This window comes from Pseudomonas sp. GW822-FHT06B12 (assembly GCF_058799675.1).
Genome location: NZ_JBXALR010000003.1, coordinates 25,676 through 42,233 on the forward strand (window position 1 = coordinate 25,676; position 16,558 = coordinate 42,233).

Annotated in this window: 17 protein-coding genes; 9 read left to right on the plus strand and 8 right to left on the minus strand. The window is 59.1% G+C overall.

The window, feature by feature from the left end; genetic code table 11:
• Positions 1-12: 12 nt before the first annotated feature.
• From AC1RKH_RS07505 to rluB, 4 genes are all read left to right on the plus strand, one after another.
• On the plus strand, positions 13-642 hold the full coding sequence (locus AC1RKH_RS07505; protein ID WP_493063722.1) for an L-threonylcarbamoyladenylate synthase: 630 nt from the start codon (positions 13-15) through the stop codon (positions 640-642).
• Positions 643-1,461, plus strand: a complete 819-nt coding sequence (locus AC1RKH_RS07510; protein WP_493063721.1) for a segregation and condensation protein A — start codon at positions 643-645, stop codon at positions 1,459-1,461.
• 12 nt (positions 1,462-1,473) lie between these two features.
• The gene (gene scpB / locus AC1RKH_RS07515) at positions 1,474-2,457 is read left to right on the plus strand and encodes an SMC-Scp complex subunit ScpB (RefSeq protein WP_493063720.1); all 984 of its coding nucleotides are present in this window, start codon (positions 1,474-1,476) and stop codon (positions 2,455-2,457) included.
• A gap of 298 nt (positions 2,458-2,755) precedes the next feature.
• Positions 2,756-4,039, plus strand: a complete 1,284-nt coding sequence (rluB, locus tag AC1RKH_RS07520) for a 23S rRNA pseudouridine(2605) synthase RluB (protein WP_493063719.1) — start codon at positions 2,756-2,758, stop codon at positions 4,037-4,039.
• A gap of 200 nt (positions 4,040-4,239) precedes the next feature.
• Here the strand turns inward: rluB and AC1RKH_RS07525 are convergent, their stop codons facing one another.
• Both AC1RKH_RS07525 and AC1RKH_RS07530 read right to left on the minus strand, forming a co-directional pair.
• On the minus strand, positions 4,240-5,202 hold the full coding sequence (locus tag AC1RKH_RS07525) for a M29 family metallopeptidase (protein WP_493063718.1): 963 nt from the start codon (positions 5,200-5,202) through the stop codon (positions 4,240-4,242).
• A gap of 67 nt (positions 5,203-5,269) precedes the next feature.
• Positions 5,270-5,407 (minus strand): hypothetical protein, encoded by a 138-nt coding sequence (locus tag AC1RKH_RS07530; protein ID WP_185015267.1) that lies wholly within the window; start codon positions 5,405-5,407, stop codon positions 5,270-5,272.
• A gap of 951 nt (positions 5,408-6,358) precedes the next feature.
• Between AC1RKH_RS07530 and AC1RKH_RS07535 the strand changes: the two genes are divergently transcribed.
• Both AC1RKH_RS07535 and arfB read left to right on the plus strand, forming a co-directional pair.
• Positions 6,359-7,780, plus strand: a complete 1,422-nt coding sequence (locus AC1RKH_RS07535) for an amino acid permease (RefSeq protein ID WP_493063717.1) — start codon at positions 6,359-6,361, stop codon at positions 7,778-7,780.
• 230 nt (positions 7,781-8,010) lie between these two features.
• The gene (arfB, locus tag AC1RKH_RS07540) at positions 8,011-8,424 is read left to right on the plus strand and encodes an alternative ribosome rescue aminoacyl-tRNA hydrolase ArfB (RefSeq protein WP_071551323.1); all 414 of its coding nucleotides are present in this window, start codon (positions 8,011-8,013) and stop codon (positions 8,422-8,424) included.
• Here arfB and AC1RKH_RS07545 read toward each other — a convergent pair.
• The 6 genes from AC1RKH_RS07545 to phhA form a co-directional block, all read right to left on the minus strand.
• Positions 8,421-9,635 (minus strand): MFS transporter, encoded by a 1,215-nt coding sequence (locus AC1RKH_RS07545; RefSeq protein WP_493063716.1) that lies wholly within the window; start codon positions 9,633-9,635, stop codon positions 8,421-8,423. The two genes, arfB and AC1RKH_RS07545, sit on opposite strands and share 4 nt — an antisense overlap.
• Before the next feature lie 115 nt (positions 9,636-9,750).
• A complete protein-coding gene (locus tag AC1RKH_RS07550) occupies positions 9,751-9,933 on the minus strand; it encodes a hypothetical protein (protein WP_493063715.1) in 183 nt (60 codons plus the stop codon).
• A 74-nt stretch (positions 9,934-10,007) separates the two neighbouring features.
• Entirely contained in the window at positions 10,008-10,139 is a 132-nt protein-coding gene (locus AC1RKH_RS07555) for a hypothetical protein (protein ID WP_256676601.1), read from the minus strand.
• 256 nt (positions 10,140-10,395) lie between these two features.
• Positions 10,396-11,589 (minus strand): amino acid aminotransferase, encoded by a 1,194-nt coding sequence (locus AC1RKH_RS07560; protein WP_493063714.1) that lies wholly within the window; start codon positions 11,587-11,589, stop codon positions 10,396-10,398.
• Positions 11,589-11,945 (minus strand): 4a-hydroxytetrahydrobiopterin dehydratase, encoded by a 357-nt coding sequence (locus AC1RKH_RS07565; RefSeq protein ID WP_019692410.1) that lies wholly within the window; start codon positions 11,943-11,945, stop codon positions 11,589-11,591. Before AC1RKH_RS07565 ends, AC1RKH_RS07560 begins: the two co-directional genes overlap by 1 nt.
• Before the next feature lie 68 nt (positions 11,946-12,013).
• Complete coding sequence (phhA, locus tag AC1RKH_RS07570; RefSeq protein ID WP_123423360.1) at positions 12,014-12,805, minus strand: phenylalanine 4-monooxygenase; 792 nt, start codon at positions 12,803-12,805, stop codon at positions 12,014-12,016.
• 279 nt (positions 12,806-13,084) lie between these two features.
• On the opposite strand from phhA, the gene AC1RKH_RS07575 reads away from it, so the two are divergent.
• The 3 genes from AC1RKH_RS07575 to flgG all read left to right on the plus strand — a co-directional run bounded on the left by AC1RKH_RS07575 (position 13,085) and on the right by flgG (position 16,554).
• Complete coding sequence (locus AC1RKH_RS07575; protein ID WP_401115569.1) at positions 13,085-14,644, plus strand: sigma-54-dependent transcriptional regulator; 1,560 nt, start codon at positions 13,085-13,087, stop codon at positions 14,642-14,644.
• Positions 14,645-14,982: 338 nt separating this feature from the next.
• Positions 14,983-15,723: a flagellar basal body rod protein FlgF gene (locus AC1RKH_RS07580; protein ID WP_493063713.1), complete on the plus strand. Its 741-nt coding sequence runs from the start codon at positions 14,983-14,985 to the stop codon at positions 15,721-15,723.
• 45 nt (positions 15,724-15,768) lie between these two features.
• Positions 15,769-16,554, plus strand: coding sequence for a flagellar basal-body rod protein FlgG (gene flgG / locus AC1RKH_RS07585; protein ID WP_054596270.1), 786 nt, complete (start codon positions 15,769-15,771; stop codon positions 16,552-16,554).
• The last annotated feature ends 4 nt before the right edge of the window (positions 16,555-16,558 follow it).

Sequence of the window (16,558 nt, forward strand, 5' to 3'; positions counted from 1 at the left end):
CAGGTAGAAAATGTGAGTCAATTTTTCCAGATTCATCCGGAGAACCCGCAAGCGCGCCTGATTAAACAAGCGGTAGAAATCATTCGAGCCGGCGGTGTGGTGATCTATCCCACCGACTCGTCCTACGCAATTGGCTGCCAGATCGGCGACAAGAACGCTGTCGAGCGTGTGCGTCGACTGCGGCAACTGGACGAAAAACACAACTTCGCACTGATCTGCAGTGACCTGTCGCAACTGGGGCTGTTCGCCAAGATCGATACCGGCACCTTCCGTTTGCTCAAGGCCCACCTGCCGGGGCCTTACACCTTCATTCTCAACGCCACCCGCGAAGTGCCGCGCCTGTTGCTGCACCCGAAGAAGCGCACGATTGGTTTGCGGGTGCCCAGTCATCCGATTGCCCTGGCGTTGCTTGAAGAGCTGGGCGAGCCGCTGATGAGCGTGACCCTGATCATGCCCGGCGACACTGACCCGCTGAGCGACCCGTATGAAATGCGTCAGTTGCTCGAGCATCAGGTCGACCTGATCATCGACGGCGGTTTTGGCGGTATCAAAGCCTCCACGGTGATCAACCTCGCCGACGGCGAGCCAGAAGTGATTCGCGTCGGTTGCGGTGATCCCACGCCGTTTATGGTTGAGGTCTAGATGTCCGCAGTAGAGCCCGTCGATAGCCAGGCCGGCGCCCAGCAAGAGCTGCCGTTTGCCATGGTGTATGGCCAGGCGGTCATGGAAATGCCGCTGGACCTGTACATTCCGCCGGACGCGCTGGAAGTCTTCCTTGAGGCCTTCGAAGGCCCGCTCGACTTGCTGCTGTACCTGATCCGCAAGCAGAACATCAATATCCTCGATATCCCGGTGGCGGAAATTACCCGGCAGTACATGGGCTATGTCGAGTTGATGCAGTCGGTGCGGCTGGAGCTGGCCGCCGAGTACCTGGTGATGGCGGCGATGCTCGCCGAGATCAAGTCGCGGATGCTGCTGCCGCGCTCGGCCGAGATCGAAGAGGAAGAAGACGATCCGCGCGCCGAGCTGATTCGCCGCTTGCAGGAGTACGAACGCTTCAAGGCGGCCGCCGAAGGCATCGACGGCCTGAGCCGGGTCGGCCGCGATGTTGTGGTGCCCAAGCTGGATGCCCCGGAGGCGCGGGCGCGCAAGTTGCTGCCGGACGTGAGTCTGGAAGAGTTGCTGATGTCCATGGCCGAGGTGCTGCGCCGTGGCGATATGTTCGAAAGCCATCAGGTCAGCCGCGAGGCATTGTCGACCCGCGAGCGCATGAGCGATGTGCTGGAACGGCTCAAGGGCGGCGGTTTTGTGCCCTTTGTCGAGCTGTTCACCGCTGAGGAAGGACGCTTGGGTGTGGTCGTGACCTTTATGGCAATCCTCGAACTGGTAAAGGAATCCTTGGTCGAGCTGGTGCAGAATGAGCCTTTTGCGGCTATCCATGTGCGGGCGCGAGCCGAATAACGAGCAAAATCAATGAATCTGAGTGAACCCCGCGAGCTGGCGCCACTGCTTGAAGCTTTTCTGTTGGCCTCGGGAAAGCCGCAGTCGATGGAGCGTCTGTTCGAACTCTTCGAAGAGGGCGAGCGCCCAGAGCCGCCGGTCTTCAAGAAGGCCTTGGCGATTCTGGCCAAATCCTGCGACGGCCGGGCCTTTGAGTTGAAGGAAGTTGCCTCGGGCTATCGTCTGCAAATTCGCGAGAAGTTCGCGCCTTGGGTCGGGCGCCTGTGGGAAGAACGCCCGCAGCGCTATTCCCGAGCGATGCTGGAAACCATGGCATTGATCGCCTATCGCCAGCCGATCACCCGGGGCGAGATCGAGGATGTGCGCGGTGTAGCGGTCAACAGCCACATCGTCAAAACCCTGTTGGAGCGTGAGTGGATCAGGATCGTCGGTTACCGGGACGTACCGGGCAAGCCGGCGATGTTCGCCACCACCAAGGCGTTTCTCGATCATTTCAACCTGAAAAACCTCGACGACCTGCCGCCGCTGGCCGAACTGCGCGAGCTGGAGCCCGAGCCGATGCTCGAGTTCGACGACGCACCGGTGCCGCAAAGCCTGCAAGAACTGGCCGATGCCAGCGCCGAGCCGGAAGAACCGAAGGACGAAACCAGTTTCCATACGTTGTTGCTGGAACTGGACTCGATGGAGGAGGGGATCAAGACCGACTTCGATGACTTGCTGCGGGATGGGGCGGTGACCGACAGCGAGCCGCAGGCGCCAGTTGATGTGCCTGTCGAGGTTGCGGTAGAGACCGAACTTCAGGTCGAAGCCGAGGCAGAAGTTGAGGAAGAGGCTGAAGATGACATCCTGGGCGTTGCCGAAGCCCGCGAGAAACTGCTCGCCGCCGTCGCTGCGCTGGAACAGCCCAAGCCAGAACCCGAGCTGAGCGATGAAGAAGCCGAAGCCCAGGCCCTGGCCGAAGCAATCGAGAACGAACGCCGCCAGTTCGACGACTGACACATATCACTGTGGGAGCGAGCTTGCTCGCGAAAGCGGTATGCCAGGCGACATTGATGCTGAATGTGACGCCGTCATCGCGAGCAAGCTCGCTCCCACAATGATCCCAGTGTTTGATGAACCTCTGTGTCACCGGTCGGCGGAAAAACAATTAACCAACCGTTTATCCGCTAGTCTCTGATGCGCGAGCGGCGTCATGCGCGTATGATTCGCGACCCTTTGGCGATCCTTTCGCCCAAAGACCAGATTTCAAATCTTCAGGCCAAGGCCTGAACAGACCACACCGGGAGGTGCCCAGATGAGTATCAACGACCAGAAAGACGACCAGGAAATCGGCCCAACAGGCGAAAAACTGCAGAAAGTCCTCGCCCGTATCGGCGTTGGCTCGCGCCGCGACGTAGAAGCCTGGATCAGTCACGGCCGGATCAAGGTCAACGGCAAAGATGCCACCCTTGGCCTGCGAGTCGACCTGCACGACGCCATCACCATCGATGGCAAGGTGATCAAGCGTGAAGAAGCGGCCGAATCGGTCCGCCGCGTGATCATGTACAACAAACCCGACGGCGAAATCTGCACCCGTGACGACCCTGAAGGCCGTCCGACCGTGTTCGACAAAATGCCGAAACCAAAAGAAGGCCGCTGGATCAACATCGGTCGTCTGGACATCAACACCACCGGTTTGCTGATGTTCACCACTGACGGTGAGCTGGCCAACCGTCTGATGCATCCTTCCTACGAAATGGACCGTGAATACGCGGTACGTGTCCGTGGCGAAGTCGATGACGAAATGATCGAGCGCCTGAAGGCGGGCGTCGTTCTCGAAGACGGCCCGGCCAAGTTCACCGACATCAAGCAGGCTCCAGGTGGCGAAGGTTTCAACCACTGGTACCACTGCGTGGTGATGGAAGGTCGTAACCGTGAAGTCCGTCGTCTGTGGGAATCCCAGGGTCTGGTGGTCAGCCGTCTGAAGCGCGTGCGTTTCGGTCCGGTGTTCCTCAACTCTGACCTGCCGATGGGCCGCTGGCGCGAAATGAGCCAGTACGAAGTCGACGTGCTGAGTGCTGAAGTCGGTTTGACCCCGGTGGCCATGCCGCAAATGAACGCCAAGAGCAAAGACAAGCTTGAGCGTATGCAGCGCAAGTCGTCCCGTCCGGTCGGCAAGAGCGAGCGTGTGCGGACCTTGCGTCCAGCGGCCGGTGCTCCAGCAGCTGCTGGTCCGCGTCCAGCGCGCGAGCCGCAGATCGAAGGCGAGCGTCCGGCACGCAAGCCTGCGCCACGTCAGGACGGCGAGCGCGGTCCACGTACGCCGCGTCCGGCCAACGGTCGCACTGAGCGTGGCGAAGGCCGCGGTGCTCCAACCGGTGGTCGCAGCGATCGCGGTGCTCCGGCAGGTCGTGGTGAGTCGGGTCGCGGTACGCCAGTGGCAGACCGTCCATCCGACACCAAGCGCCCGGCCAAGCCAGCGCCGAAGAAGCGTCCAGGCATCGTCCTGGTCGACCGTGACGCGCCATCGGGCAAGCGTCGCGGCGCACCGGCCGGTTCCGGTCAGCGCCCAGGCTTTGGCCGTCGCAAACCGGAGTAATCGGTAAGCGCCCCATAAAAAACGCCAACCCTCGGGGTTGGCGTTTTTTTTGCCTTGGCTTTAGTGATGCAGTGTTTTTGAGTCTGTCATCGCGAGCAAGCTCGCTCCCACATTTGATCGCATTCTCTGGCAGAACTCGGTCACCTGTGGGAGCGAGCTTGCTCGCGATGAGGCCAGTAGCTGCACCACCATCTTTGGTGCTAAAACACAAACCGCCCATCAAACACCGGCTTGTCATCCAGCGCCAACACGCCGCTGGCGAAGATCAGGTCCAGGTGATGGCTGCCCTTGGCGCCACCGCCCAACCCCAGGTGCAGGCCGCAATGGCGCTCTTCGAAACCGGCGTTGCGCGCATACAGCTCCTTGACGCCCTCATTGGTACCGATCCCCAATTCCTCGATGCGTCGGTTGGACGGGTTGGCATCCAGGTACTTGTTGAAGTCATGTTCCAGCCCCGGCACTTGCGTGGCGATTCGGCTGATGGTCGAGTTTTCGATCCACAACTCCAGCGGCGATTCGAGTACGCCATATTTGCGGGCGAAGGGGATGGTGCCGAGGAAGGTGCCGACGAACTTCACCTGGCCATTGATGGCTTCGCTGTGAGTGGCGATCTCGCCGGGCGCGAGGTCGAAATTGCCGACGCCGTTGATATTGGTCCACTTCTTGATGCTGCTCAGCGGCGTTTCGAAACAAGAGCCGTGCCGATCACTGAAGCTCAGGGTGGTGGCCTGGGACATGCGCTGGATCAGGTGGCTGTTGAGCCCGGCGATACGTTGCGGTGTAACGCTGAAGGTGTCGTAGAAGTAATCGCCGTAATCCTTGAACAACAGCGACTTCTTCCAGTTGTCGGCCATGACGCTTTGCAGGGCACGAACAAACTCCGGGCCGTCCGGGCGCGGGTTGGGCAGGGTCGACGAGTCGTAGAAGAAAATATACAGATCGCAGTCGGCAATCGCCTGCACCAGGGTTTGGGTCGGTTCGAGGTCCAGGCGCATGGCGCTGAACCGGAACGGCTCGTTGGACGCTTGCTCGATGATTGCGCCGGTCAATGCCTCGTACGGTGCGGTATGCCCAAGCAAGACCTTGGCCGGATGTACGCCTACCAGCGCGGGATGGTGTTCGAGGTAGTAAAGGAAATGCGAAATGGCGCGGTGTCTATCCATGAGTCCTCCCTGACAGTCAGCGAAAAGTGGCAGGTACGCCCGGCCGGCTCGTACCTGCCTGGATGTCTTACATCGGCCACATCGCCGTGCCGAACGGAACGACCGCATCGGCTTGCATCATTTCAACGGCAGCGTCATGGGTAGGCGCTTCAAACCAATCGTCCAGTTGCAGTTCAGTTTCCAGGTCTTTATCCATTGCTTGCATAGTGAATCTCCCAGATGACTTCAAGGTTGAATGGCGGTGCTGTTTTCAGCGCATGAATAAATCATGCTGACCGAATCAAGCTGCCGCTGACTTGTCGGGCGTTGGATCCCGGCAAGTGGCTGGAAACCTAGTCCAGTGCTTTTTAAAGTGCAATTTAATATTTAAATTCAACTTTTATGAAACTATTATTCTGTTTTTTATTGTCGATTTTTCCAATTAAAAACAAAACGCTAACGCGACCTAGCCTGTAGGAATAGGACTACCGTCAATTTGCAGTCAGCCTACAGAAAGATCTGTAATGGAAAAAATACGTTACGCCTCGTAAAGGAGGCTTTACGAAAAGCCGCGTTCGGAACCATAGATTCGCGTTGATACGATGGTTGTAAGGAAAAGCTTCCGGTTGGCGCCCGGCAATGCGGTTTTCAGGGCTCTGGTCCGCTTGTTTCAGGACGCTTTCAACGGTGAGATGCGCCCATGCCTGTCGTGCAGGTGCATAACAAGAAGGAGGCGCAATGTACGCCGTGAGTCATCTCCAACTCTCCTCAAAGGGCGATTTTTCCATCGCTCCTGTCAACGACCCGCAAAGGTCTGACCCCATTTTTGCAGCCGCCCGAGACCCTCGGGGTGGACCCAGGCAATCCCGGCAAACGACGCGCTGATTCAGCGGTGTCTGGCAGCAGGGGGTTACAGGTGTACAATGCGCCGCGTTTTAACTGTGACCTCCCTGCGTAACTGCGCAAAACTCAAGGCTATCCGCTTTGTTAACTCCGCCGCGCCACAAGCGTGTCGGGTTCGATTTCGTCACAGATAAAAACAAACAGGTGACGCATGACCGGTAAAACAACGCTGAACTCCTGGTGCCTGCGCTGGGGTTTGATCCGCGCTGCTTGATCCTGATCCGAGCAGCAACGTCTTAACGAAAATCATCAAACCTTGCGTGAGACCCTTTTCATGAGTGGACAAAACTCGCATTCAGGCGAGCTTAAACGCGGCCTGAAAAATCGTCATATTCAACTGATCGCTCTCGGTGGCGCGATCGGTACCGGATTGTTCCTGGGCTCTGCCGGCGTACTGAAATCGGCCGGCCCGTCGATGATCCTCGGCTACGCGATCTGTGGCTTCATCGCTTTCATGATCATGCGCCAACTGGGCGAAATGATCGTTGAAGAACCGGTGGCCGGTTCGTTCAGCCACTTTGCCCACAAGTACTGGGGCGGTTTCGCCGGCTTTCTGTCGGGCTGGAACTGCTGGATTCTGTACATTCTGGTGGGCATGTCGGAGCTGACCGCCGTCGGCAAATACGTGCATTACTGGTGGCCGGACGTCCCGACCTGGGCCTCGGCTGCGGTGTTCTTCGTGATGATCAATGCGATCAACCTGGCGAACGTCAAAGTCTTCGGCGAAGCGGAATTCTGGTTCGCGATCATCAAAGTCGTGGCCATCGTTGGCATGATTGCCTTGGGCAGCTACCTGCTGGTCAGCGGCAACGGCGGCCCGCAAGCCTCGGTGACCAACCTGTGGGAACACGGTGGGTTCTTCCCGAATGGCGTCAGTGGTCTGGTGATGGCCATGGCGATCATCATGTTCTCCTTCGGCGGTCTGGAAATGCTCGGTTTCACCGCAGCTGAAGCCGACAAGCCGAAAACCGTGATCCCGAAAGCCATCAACCAGGTGATCTACCGGATCCTGATTTTCTACATCGGCGCACTGGTGGTTCTGCTTTCGCTGACTCCGTGGGACAGCTTGCTGGTGAGCCTGAACGCGTCCGGCGATGCCTATAGCGGCAGCCCGTTCGTTCAGGTGTTCTCGATGCTGGGCAGCAACACCGCGGCGCACATCCTCAACTTCGTGGTACTGACTGCAGCGCTGTCGGTGTACAACAGCGGCACTTACTGCAACAGCCGCATGTTGCTGGGCATGGCTGAACAGGGCGATGCGCCGAAAGGTCTGGCGAAGATCGACAAGCGCGGCGTGCCGGTGCGTTCGATCCTGGCCTCGGCTGCGGTAACGTTCGTTGCGGTGGTGATGAACTACCTGATCCCGCAGCACGCGCTGGAACTGCTGATGTCGCTGGTGGTAGCAACGCTGGTGATCAACTGGGCGATGATCAGCTTCTCGCACTTCAAGTTCCGCCAGCACATGAACCGCACCCAGCAAACACCGCTGTTCAAGGCGCTGTGGTACCCGTACGGCAACTACATCTGCCTGGCGTTCGTGGCCTTCATCCTGTGCATCATGCTGATGATTCCGGGGATCCAGATCTCGGTGTACGCGATTCCGGTGTGGGTCCTGTTCATGTGGGTTTGCTACAACATCAAGAACAAGCGCAGTGCTCAACAGGCGCTGAATGCTGCTGCTCCTGCGGTGAAATAAGCGCACCTCGCATAAACAATAAACCCGGCATTGGCCGGGTTTGTTGCTTCCAGGGTTCATACAAAACCCTGTGGGAGCGAGCTTGCTCGCGATGAGGCCAGTACAGTCGAGATTGATGCTGAATGTGATGCCGCTTTCGCGAGCAAGCTCGCTCCCACAGTTGATCTTCGGCGTGCTGAATATCTCATTCAGGGTATCCTGATGCCCCCCTAACGCGGACACGCTTTTCCATGCTGGTGATTTCCAACAACGTGCATCTGCCGGATGCCGAGATCGAATTGACCGCCATTCGCGCGCAAGGCGCGGGTGGGCAGAACGTCAACAAGGTCTCCAGTGCGGTGCATCTGCGCTTCGATATTCCGGCTTCGTCCTTGCCGGAGTTCTACAAGGAACGCTTGCTGGCGCTACGTGACAGTCGGATCACCAGCGAAGGCGTGATCATTATCAAGGCTCAGCAATACCGCACGCAGGAAGCCAACCGCGCCGATGCGCTGGCGCGTTTGACCGAGTTGATCCTCAGCGCCACCAAGGTTGAAAAGAAGCGTCGTCCGACCAAGCCGACCCTGGGGTCGAAGAAGCGTCGGCTGGAGTCAAAAACCAAGCGTGGCTCGATCAAGGCCGGGCGTGGCAAAGTCGACTTCTAGCGCGCTTCGCGTTCTTCTCGATATTTTTCGTTTAGATGCTGTGGCGCTTGGCGGTACAGATAGAAGCTGAGCATCAAACCGCTCAGGGCGGCCAGGGCGGCGAACAGGAAGATCGAGGCAAAACCGAATCCGGCCGCGATGGCGCCCGCCAACGGCCCGGTGATTCCCAGCGACAAGTCGATGAACAGCGAGTAAGCCCCGACCGCCGCGCCACGGCTGGAAGCGGGCACCAGATTCACCGCTTCCACGCCCAGTGCCGGGAACACCAGCGAGAAGCCGAACCCGCTCAACGCCGCGCCCGCCAGTGCCCAATGGGCGTCCGGAGCTATCCACAACAGCAACAAGCCGAGGGTTTCGACCGACAGGCAGGCCATCGCCACGCGAAAGCCGCCGAGGCGATTGATCAGGTTGCCGAACAGCAGGCGCGCACCAATGAAACAGCTGCCGAACAGGCTCAGGCAGAGCACGGCATTGTCCCAGTGTCGGGTGGCGTAATACAGGGTGATAAAGGTGGCGATGGTGCCGAAACCGATCGATCCCAGCGCCAGTCCACAGCCGTGGGGTAGTACCCGCCCCAGGACATGCATGAAGGGCAGGCGTTCACCGGCAACGATCGGTGCAGCGGTTTTTGGCCACGCCAGCAGCAGCCCCAGCGCTGCGAGCAAGAGAATGCTCACCCCCATGCTCCACAGCCCGAAATGCTGAACCAGTAGCACGCCGAGCGGTGCGCCGACGGCCAATGCACCGTAACTGGCGATACCGTTCCAGGAAATGACCTTGGCGGTATTCGCTGCGCCGACCCGGCCGATGCCCCAGCCAATCGATCCCGAACCCACCAGGCTTTCGGCGCTGCCCAGCACCAGTCGACCGATCAACAGGCTGATCAGGCTCAAGGTCGGCAGGCTTTGTGTCCAGGCCGACAGGAGCATGAACACCCCGCTCAAACCGCAGCCAGCCAGGCCATACATCACTGCGCGTTTGCTGCCCTGGTTATCGATGATCCGTCCCGCGTACGGGCGGCTGAGCAGGGTGGCGAGGTATTGCACGCTGATCACCAGGCCTGCGATCACCGCGCCAAAACCCAGGTCGCTGTGCACATAACCCGGCAACACGGCCAAGGGGATGCCAATGTTCAGATAGCCGATAAAGGTAAACAGGACGATAGAAACGACTTGCAGCGTGACCGCCATGGGGCGCTGGGGATCTGGCATGGGAAAAGGTCCACGGGACAGCAGGATAGATAGGCTGCTTATGATACCGGTGGTTGGATGCGGTGAGGGGGAGAAATTGGAACTCTACGCGTGCCGTCGTTTTGTCAGCGCGAAATCAGGATGTGGCGGGTGCGACCAATTGCGTGGTGACCAGTGCCGCGAGGGCGTTTTCCTGGCTGCCGAAGCGAGCCAGCAGTACGGCTTGTTTCTCGGGTGTCAGGCGGTCCCAGACATCGATCATCTTTTCAGCAGTGCCGATCAGTACGCTGGCCTGGCTTTCGGTGAAGGTGTCGGTCATGTGCGGGTCCTTGATTCAGGCTGTGTGGAAAGCGCATGAGTTAGCGCTTTCCACACGGTCTGGGTAGTGCTTTTTCAGTCTTCGCTGTCGGCCTTGCGGCTACCAGTGGCTTCTTTCGGCTCGGGCTGTTGGGCGCCGGCTTGTTGCGGGGTTGTCTGCGCAGTTTCGTGCAGGCTTGGGAAGGGGAGATTAGGAATCTCGTGCATGTTGGTTGCTCCTCGCAAGGTCTGTTTTTAAATCGCTGTGTAGATCCGCGCTTTTAAAAAGCCTTGGCAGGATACAGCAGGGGAGATGACAAAAAGACTTTTATCTCCCTTTGTTGCGACGGATGGGATTGTCTAGACAGGTCAGGAGGAGGGGCGAAATTCAAATGTGGGAGCGGGCTTGCTCGCGAAGAACGATAACGCGGTTTTTTTGATAAGCCGCGTCGTCTCATTCGCGAGCAAGCCCGCTCCCACAGGGTTACTTGCAGACGTCAGCGATGGCTTGCGCCAGCAAATCCAGGCGTGTGGCATCAATCCCGGCGACGTTGGCGCGGCCGGAGTTGACCATGTACACGCTGTGGTTGTCGCGCAGGTTTTTTACCTGAGCCGGTGTCAAACCGGTGTAGGAAAACATCCCGCGTTGCACACCGATGTGCGCGAAGCGTTCGCCCAAACCGTGCGGCTCCAGCGCCTCGACCAAGCCCGAGCGCAGCTGCGCGATACGCATACGCATGGCTTCCACTTCATCGGCCCACAGCTGTTTCAGCTCCGGGTCGCCAAGGATGGTCGCCACGACGGCAGCGCCGTGATCCGGTGGTGTCGACCACAGGTTGCGAGCGATGTTGGCCAATTGGCTGCGGATATCCACCAGCTTCTCGGCATCCTTCGCGCAGACGATCAGCGCTCCGGTGCGGTCGCGGTACAGGCCAAAGTTTTTCGAGCAGGAACTGGTGATCAGCAGCTCGGGCAGTTCAGCGGCAAACAACCGCACTGCCCAGGCGTCCTGCTCCAGACCATCGCCAAAACCCTGATAGGCGAAGTCGATCAGCGGCAGCAGTTCGCGGCTGCGAACCACCTCCAGCACACGGCGCCAGTCATCGTGAGACAGGTCGAAACCGGTCGGGTTATGGCAGCAGGCGTGCAGCAGTACCACATCGCCTTCAGGAATCAGCTTCAGGGTTGCCAGCATCGCTTCGACGTCGAGGCGGTTGTCGCTGCCCACGTACGGGTAGTGGCTGACCTTGAGGCCGGCGGTGGCGTAGATGGTTTCGTGAATCGGCCACGTCGGGTTGCTCAGCCAGATGCCACGTCCCGGCAGGCATTGTGCAATGAAGTCGGCGCTCAAGCGCAGGGCGCCAGTGCCGCCCGGGGTCTGGGTGGCGCCGACACGCTGCTCGGTGATCAGCGCTGAATCAGCGCCGAGCACCAGCTCATTGATCACTTTGCCGAACGCCGCGTCACCGTGACCACCGATGTAGGTCTTGGTGGTCTGCCGATCCACCAGCCGCAGCTCGGCGAGTTTCACCGACTGCGGAATCGGGGTCAGGCCCTGGGCATCCTTGTAGACGCCCACGCCAAGGTCGAACTTGCGCGGATTGCTGTCCTGCGCATAGGCCTCCATCAGGCCGAGAATCGGATCGCCGGGTACTCGGCCGATGGCGTCGAAATGCATTATTTGCGGCCCTCGGCGTCTTTCGCTACTTCGTCAGTGCGCGCAGCCATGATGAAGTCGTTGCGGTGCAGGCCTTTGATTGAGTGGCTCCACCAGGTCACGGTGACTTTGCCCCACTCGGTGAGCAGGCCCGGGTGGTGACCTTCGGCCTCGGAGATTTCACCCACGGCGTTTGTAAAGGCCAGGGCGAATTTGAAATTCTTGAACAGGAAGACTTTTTCCAGCTGCATCACGCCGTCGCGAACTTCGATGTTCCAGTCCGGGATCTGCTTGATCAGTACCGGCAGTTCTTCGTCGCTGACTTGTGGGGCATCGGCACGGCAGGCTTCGCAATGGGCTTGGTTCAGAGCGTTCATGGTGGGTTCCCAAATCAATTCTTGTTAGACGTTACTATTTTTTGAGGGGCGCCGCGACTGCGGCGCTCTCAGGCCGCCTTGGGTTTAGGCGGAAATTTCGGTGCGTGCAGGCCTAGCTGCATGCCTTGCTGGACCATGCCCATGATGTCCTCGTGGGCCAGATCGAACAGGCGCTTGAGGTTGGGCAGGACGAAGTACAGCGGTTGCAGGATGTCGATGCGGTACGGCGTGCGCATCGCTTCCAGCGGATCAAAGGCTTGATGCTCTGGCTCGCCGGACAGGCTGTACACGGTTTCTTTCGGCGAGGAGAGGATGCCGCCGCCGTAGATGCGTTGGCCGTCCGGGGTGTCGACCAGACCGAACTCGATGGTCATCCAGTACAGGCGCGCCAGATAGACACGTTGTTCCTTGGAAGCCTGTAGGCCGAGTTTGCCGTAAGTGTGGGTGAATTCGGCGAACCAAGGGTTGGTCAGCAGCGGGCAGTGGCCAAAGATCTCGTGGAAAATGTCCGGCTCTTGCAGGTAATCCAGTTCTTCGCGAGTACGAATAAAGGTCGCGACCGGAAACTGCTTGTTGGCCAGCAATTCAAAGAAGGTCTGGAACGGAATCAGCGCCGGCACCCGGGCAACTTGCCAGCCGGTGGTCTCGCCGAGGACTTTGTTGATTTCGTCGAGTTGCGGAATGCGGTCATGGGGCAGGCCGAGCTTTTCGATGCCGTCCATGTATTCCTGGCACGCACGACCCTCGAGCACTTTCAGCTGGCGAGTGATCAGCGTATTCCACACCGCGTGTTCTTCAGCGGTGTAGTGAATAAAACCTTGCGCATCGGGCTCGCGGGCCACGTATTGCGTCTGCTTCATGCTGCTCTCCTGCAAAGGGATACGTTCTTGTTATGTCTTGCCTATGGACCTAGAGATAACCCCAAGTGTGAGATTTTGCAGCAGGGTTTCGGCGTTGTGTGTAGGAGGATTCCTGTTTTTTCGTAAAGTATTCGTTACGGATTGACGGCTATGGCGCAGGTATTGATATTTCCGGGTTTGAAAAGGCCTCGAGCTGTCACATAATCTTGACGACTAACTTTGCGTCTTGGCAGAAAAAACCTCGCCACGCGCTCTATCCACTACCGTTCGGGCCTTTATATGCGTATCAAAGTCCATTGCCAGAACCGCATCGGCATCCTGCGCGACATCCTCAACCTGCTGGTGGAGTACGGGATCAACGTCGCTCGCGGTGAGGTCGGCGGCGAGCATGGCAACGCGATCTACCTGCATTGCCCGAACCTGATCAACATTCAGTTCCAGGCGTTGCGTCCGAAGTTCGAGGCGATAGCCGGTGTATTCGGCGTCAAGCGTGTAGGGCTGATGCCCAGCGAGCGTCGGCACATGGAGTTGAATGCCTTGCTCGGTGCGCTGGAGTTTCCGGTGCTGTCGATCGACATGGGCGGTTCGATCGTTGCGGCCAACCGCGCGGCCGCGCAGTTGCTCGGAGTGCGGGTGGACGAGGTGCCGGGCATTCCCTTGTCGCGCTATGCCGAAGACTTCGATCTGCCGGAGCTGGTGCGTGCCAATAAGTCGCGGATCAACGGCTTGCGGGTCAAGGTCAAGGGCGACGTATTTCTCGCCGATATCGCGCCGTTGCAATCGGAGCATGACGACAGCGAGGCCATGGCGGGTGCGGTGTTGACGCTGCACCGGGCGGATCGGGTCGGTGAGCGCATCTATAACGTGCGCAAGCAGGAGTTGCGTGGCTTCGACAGTATTTTCCAGAGCTCCAAAGTCATGGCGGCGGTGGTTCGTGAAGCGCGGCGCATGGCGCCATTGGATGCGCCGCTGCTGATTGAAGGCGAGACTGGCACCGGTAAAGAGCTGTTGGCGCGCGCCTGCCATCTGGCCAGTCCGCGTGGCCAGTCGCCGTTGATGGCGCTCAATTGCGCCGGGTTGCCGGAGTCGATGGCCGAGACCGAGTTGTTCGGCTACGGCCCGGGTGCGTTCGAAGGGGCGCGGGCCGAAGGCAAGCTCGGGCTGTTGGAGCTGACGGCGGGCGGTACGTTGTTTCTCGATGGTGTCGGGGAAATGAGCCCGCGCTTGCAGGTGAAGCTGCTGCGGTTTTTGCAGGACGGATGTTTCCGCCGGGTCGGCAGCGATGAAGAGGTTTATCTGGATGTGCGGGTGATCTGCGCCACCCAGGTCGATTTGTCCGAGCTGTGTGCGAGCGGCGAATTCCGTCAGGATCTTTACCATCGCTTGAACGTGCTTTCGCTGCACATCCCGCCGCTGCGTGAATGCCTCGACGGTCTGACGCCGCTGGTGGAGCACTTCCTCGATCAGGCCAGTCGGCAGATTGGTTGTCCGTTGCCGAAACTGGCACCGGCGGCGATGGACCGGCTCAGCCATTATCACTGGCCGGGCAATGTCCGGCAGTTGGAAAACGTGCTGTTTCAGGCGGTTTCGTTGTGTGAGGGCGGCACGGTCAAGGCTGAACATATTCGCCTGCCGGATTACGGCGTGCGCCAGCCTCTGGGGGATTTCTCGCTGGAAGGCGGGCTGGACGAGATTGTCGGGCGTTTCGAAAAGGCCGTGCTGGAGCGGCTGTATTCCGAGCACCCGAGCAGTCGCCTGCTGGGCAAGCGCCTTGGCGTGTCTCACACCACCATCGCCAACAAACTGCGTGAATACGAGGTTGGCAAGACCGAGTCATAGCGGGTACCCGCTGTGTTTGTGCTGGCCTCATCGCGAGCAGGCTCGCTCCCACAGGGTTATGGAGTGCTCACAAATTATGTGGCCACTGAAGACTCAATGTGGGAGCGAGCCTGCTCGCGATGGCGGTAGTGGCCGCTGCCCAAGATCAAAGGTTGCCACCAAACGGCATAACCGCGCCGGTTTTTCGTCTTTGACACAATCGCCCATTCTCCTCTGATTCCTCTCAAGTCCTTTGTTTAGAGGGCTTCGAACCCCTGTGTGGAAGTTGGTCTGCAAATTGCTTGAGGCTCAGCAGTACAGCGGTGGGCGGCAAACGTCCGACATGCAGAGGAAAGACTGTGGACAAGTACCTTTATGTGGCAATGACCGGCGCCAGCCAGAACGCACTGGCGCAAAAGGCTCATGCCAACAACCTGGCGAACATCTCCACCAACGGTTTTCAGAAGGACCTGGAGCAGGCGCGATCGATGCCGGTGTTTGGTGACAGCTTTCCGGCGCGCGCGTTTGCCATGACTGAACGCCCGGCCACCGACTTCTCTCCTGGCGCGATGATTCAAACCGGTCGCGACCTCGATGTAGCGGTCCAGGGCAACGGCTGGATTGCCGTACAGAACCCGAACGGTGGCGAAAGCTATGTGCGCACCGGCAGTCTGAATGTCGACGCTCTGGGTGTGCTGCGCGCCGGCAACGGTATGCCGGTGATGGGCAATGGCGGTCCGATCGCCGTGCCGCCCGAGCAGAAAATCGAAGTGGGTCAGGACGGCACGATCAGCATTCGGGCGATGGGCGAAGGCCCACGTGTCATGGCCGAGGTCGACCGTATCAAGCTGGTCAATCCGGACATCAAGAACATGACCAAGAGCCTGGACGGCACGATCCAGACCGCAGACGGCAAGCCGGCACCGGCCGATGCCAATGTGCAACTGGTGTCGGGTTTCCTTGAGGCGAGCAACGTCAACGCCGTTGAAGAGATGACCTCGGTGTTGGCCTTGTCCAAGCAATTCGAGCTGCACATCAAGATGATGAACACCGCCAAAGACGACGACCAGGCCATGGCTCGGGTCTTGCAGATCAGCTAATTATCAGAACGTCGCGCCGTAAAACAGGCGCACGAGGAGAATCGAATGCTTCCGGCTCTATGGGTTGCCAAAACAGGTCTGTCCGCCCAGGACACCAACCTGACGACTATTTCCAACAACCTGGCGAACGTATCGACCACGGGTTTCAAACGTGACCGTGCCGAGTTCCAGGACTTGTTGTACCAGATCAAGCGTCAGCCAGGCGCCCAGTCGACCCAGGACAGCGCACTGCCGTCGGGTCTGCAATTGGGTACCGGTGTGCGCATTGTCGGCACTCAGAAAAACTTCACCGCCGGTAGCCTGCAAACCACCGACCAACCGCTGGACATGGCGGTCGATGGTCGCGGTTTCTTCCAGATCCTGCAGCCCGATGGCACGACCGCCTACACCCGTGACGGTACGTTCCACCTGGACTCCAATGGCCAGATCGTCAATGCCAGTGGCTTTGCTCTTGAGCCGGCCATCGTGATTCCGAACAACGCACAGACCTTCACGGTCGGTCGTGACGGCACAGTGTCGATCACTGTTCCAGGCGCCGCCGCCGCGCAGGTGATCGGCAACCTGCAAACCGCCGACTTCATCAACCCGGCCGGCCTGCAGGCCATGGGTAACAACCTGTTCCAGGAAACTGCCGCCAGCGGTGCGCCGCAAATCGGCACCCCGGGCCTGAACGGTTTTGGTACCACGCTGCAGAACACCCTGGAAACCTCCAACGTCAGCACCGTTGAAGAGATGGTCAACATGATCACCACTCAGCGTGCCTACGAGATGAACTCCAAGGTGATTTCCACCGCCGACCAGATGCTCTCGTTCGTAACGCAGAATCTGTAATCAA

What these genes read in the sequence shown, in the direction of transcription:
- AC1RKH_RS07545 (WP_493063716.1), bottom strand. Translation starts at nt 9,635, where the DNA reads ATGCCAGATCCCCAGCGCCCCATGGCGGTCACGCTGCAAGTCGTTTCT.
- AC1RKH_RS07575 (WP_401115569.1), top strand. Translation starts at nt 13,085, where the DNA reads ATGCGTATCAAAGTCCATTGCCAGAACCGCATCGGCATCCTGCGCGAC.
- phhA (WP_123423360.1), bottom strand. Translation starts at nt 12,805, where the DNA reads ATGAAGCAGACGCAATACGTGGCCCGCGAGCCCGATGCGCAAGGTTTT.
- AC1RKH_RS07510 (WP_493063721.1), top strand. Translation starts at nt 643, where the DNA reads ATGTCCGCAGTAGAGCCCGTCGATAGCCAGGCCGGCGCCCAGCAAGAG.
- AC1RKH_RS07555 (WP_256676601.1), bottom strand. Translation starts at nt 10,139, where the DNA reads ATGCACGAGATTCCTAATCTCCCCTTCCCAAGCCTGCACGAAACTGCG.
- scpB (WP_493063720.1), top strand. Translation starts at nt 1,474, where the DNA reads ATGAATCTGAGTGAACCCCGCGAGCTGGCGCCACTGCTTGAAGCTTTT.
- AC1RKH_RS07525 (WP_493063718.1), bottom strand. Translation starts at nt 5,202, where the DNA reads ATGGATAGACACCGCGCCATTTCGCATTTCCTTTACTACCTCGAACAC.
- AC1RKH_RS07530 (WP_185015267.1), bottom strand. Translation starts at nt 5,407, where the DNA reads ATGCAAGCAATGGATAAAGACCTGGAAACTGAACTGCAACTGGACGAT.
- arfB (WP_071551323.1), top strand. Translation starts at nt 8,011, where the DNA reads ATGCTGGTGATTTCCAACAACGTGCATCTGCCGGATGCCGAGATCGAA.
- AC1RKH_RS07560 (WP_493063714.1), bottom strand. Translation starts at nt 11,589, where the DNA reads ATGCATTTCGACGCCATCGGCCGAGTACCCGGCGATCCGATTCTCGGC.
- AC1RKH_RS07565 (WP_019692410.1), bottom strand. Translation starts at nt 11,945, where the DNA reads ATGAACGCTCTGAACCAAGCCCATTGCGAAGCCTGCCGTGCCGATGCC.
- rluB (WP_493063719.1), top strand. Translation starts at nt 2,756, where the DNA reads ATGAGTATCAACGACCAGAAAGACGACCAGGAAATCGGCCCAACAGGC.
- flgG (WP_054596270.1), top strand. Translation starts at nt 15,769, where the DNA reads ATGCTTCCGGCTCTATGGGTTGCCAAAACAGGTCTGTCCGCCCAGGAC.
- AC1RKH_RS07535 (WP_493063717.1), top strand. Translation starts at nt 6,359, where the DNA reads ATGAGTGGACAAAACTCGCATTCAGGCGAGCTTAAACGCGGCCTGAAA.
- AC1RKH_RS07550 (WP_493063715.1), bottom strand. Translation starts at nt 9,933, where the DNA reads ATGACCGACACCTTCACCGAAAGCCAGGCCAGCGTACTGATCGGCACT.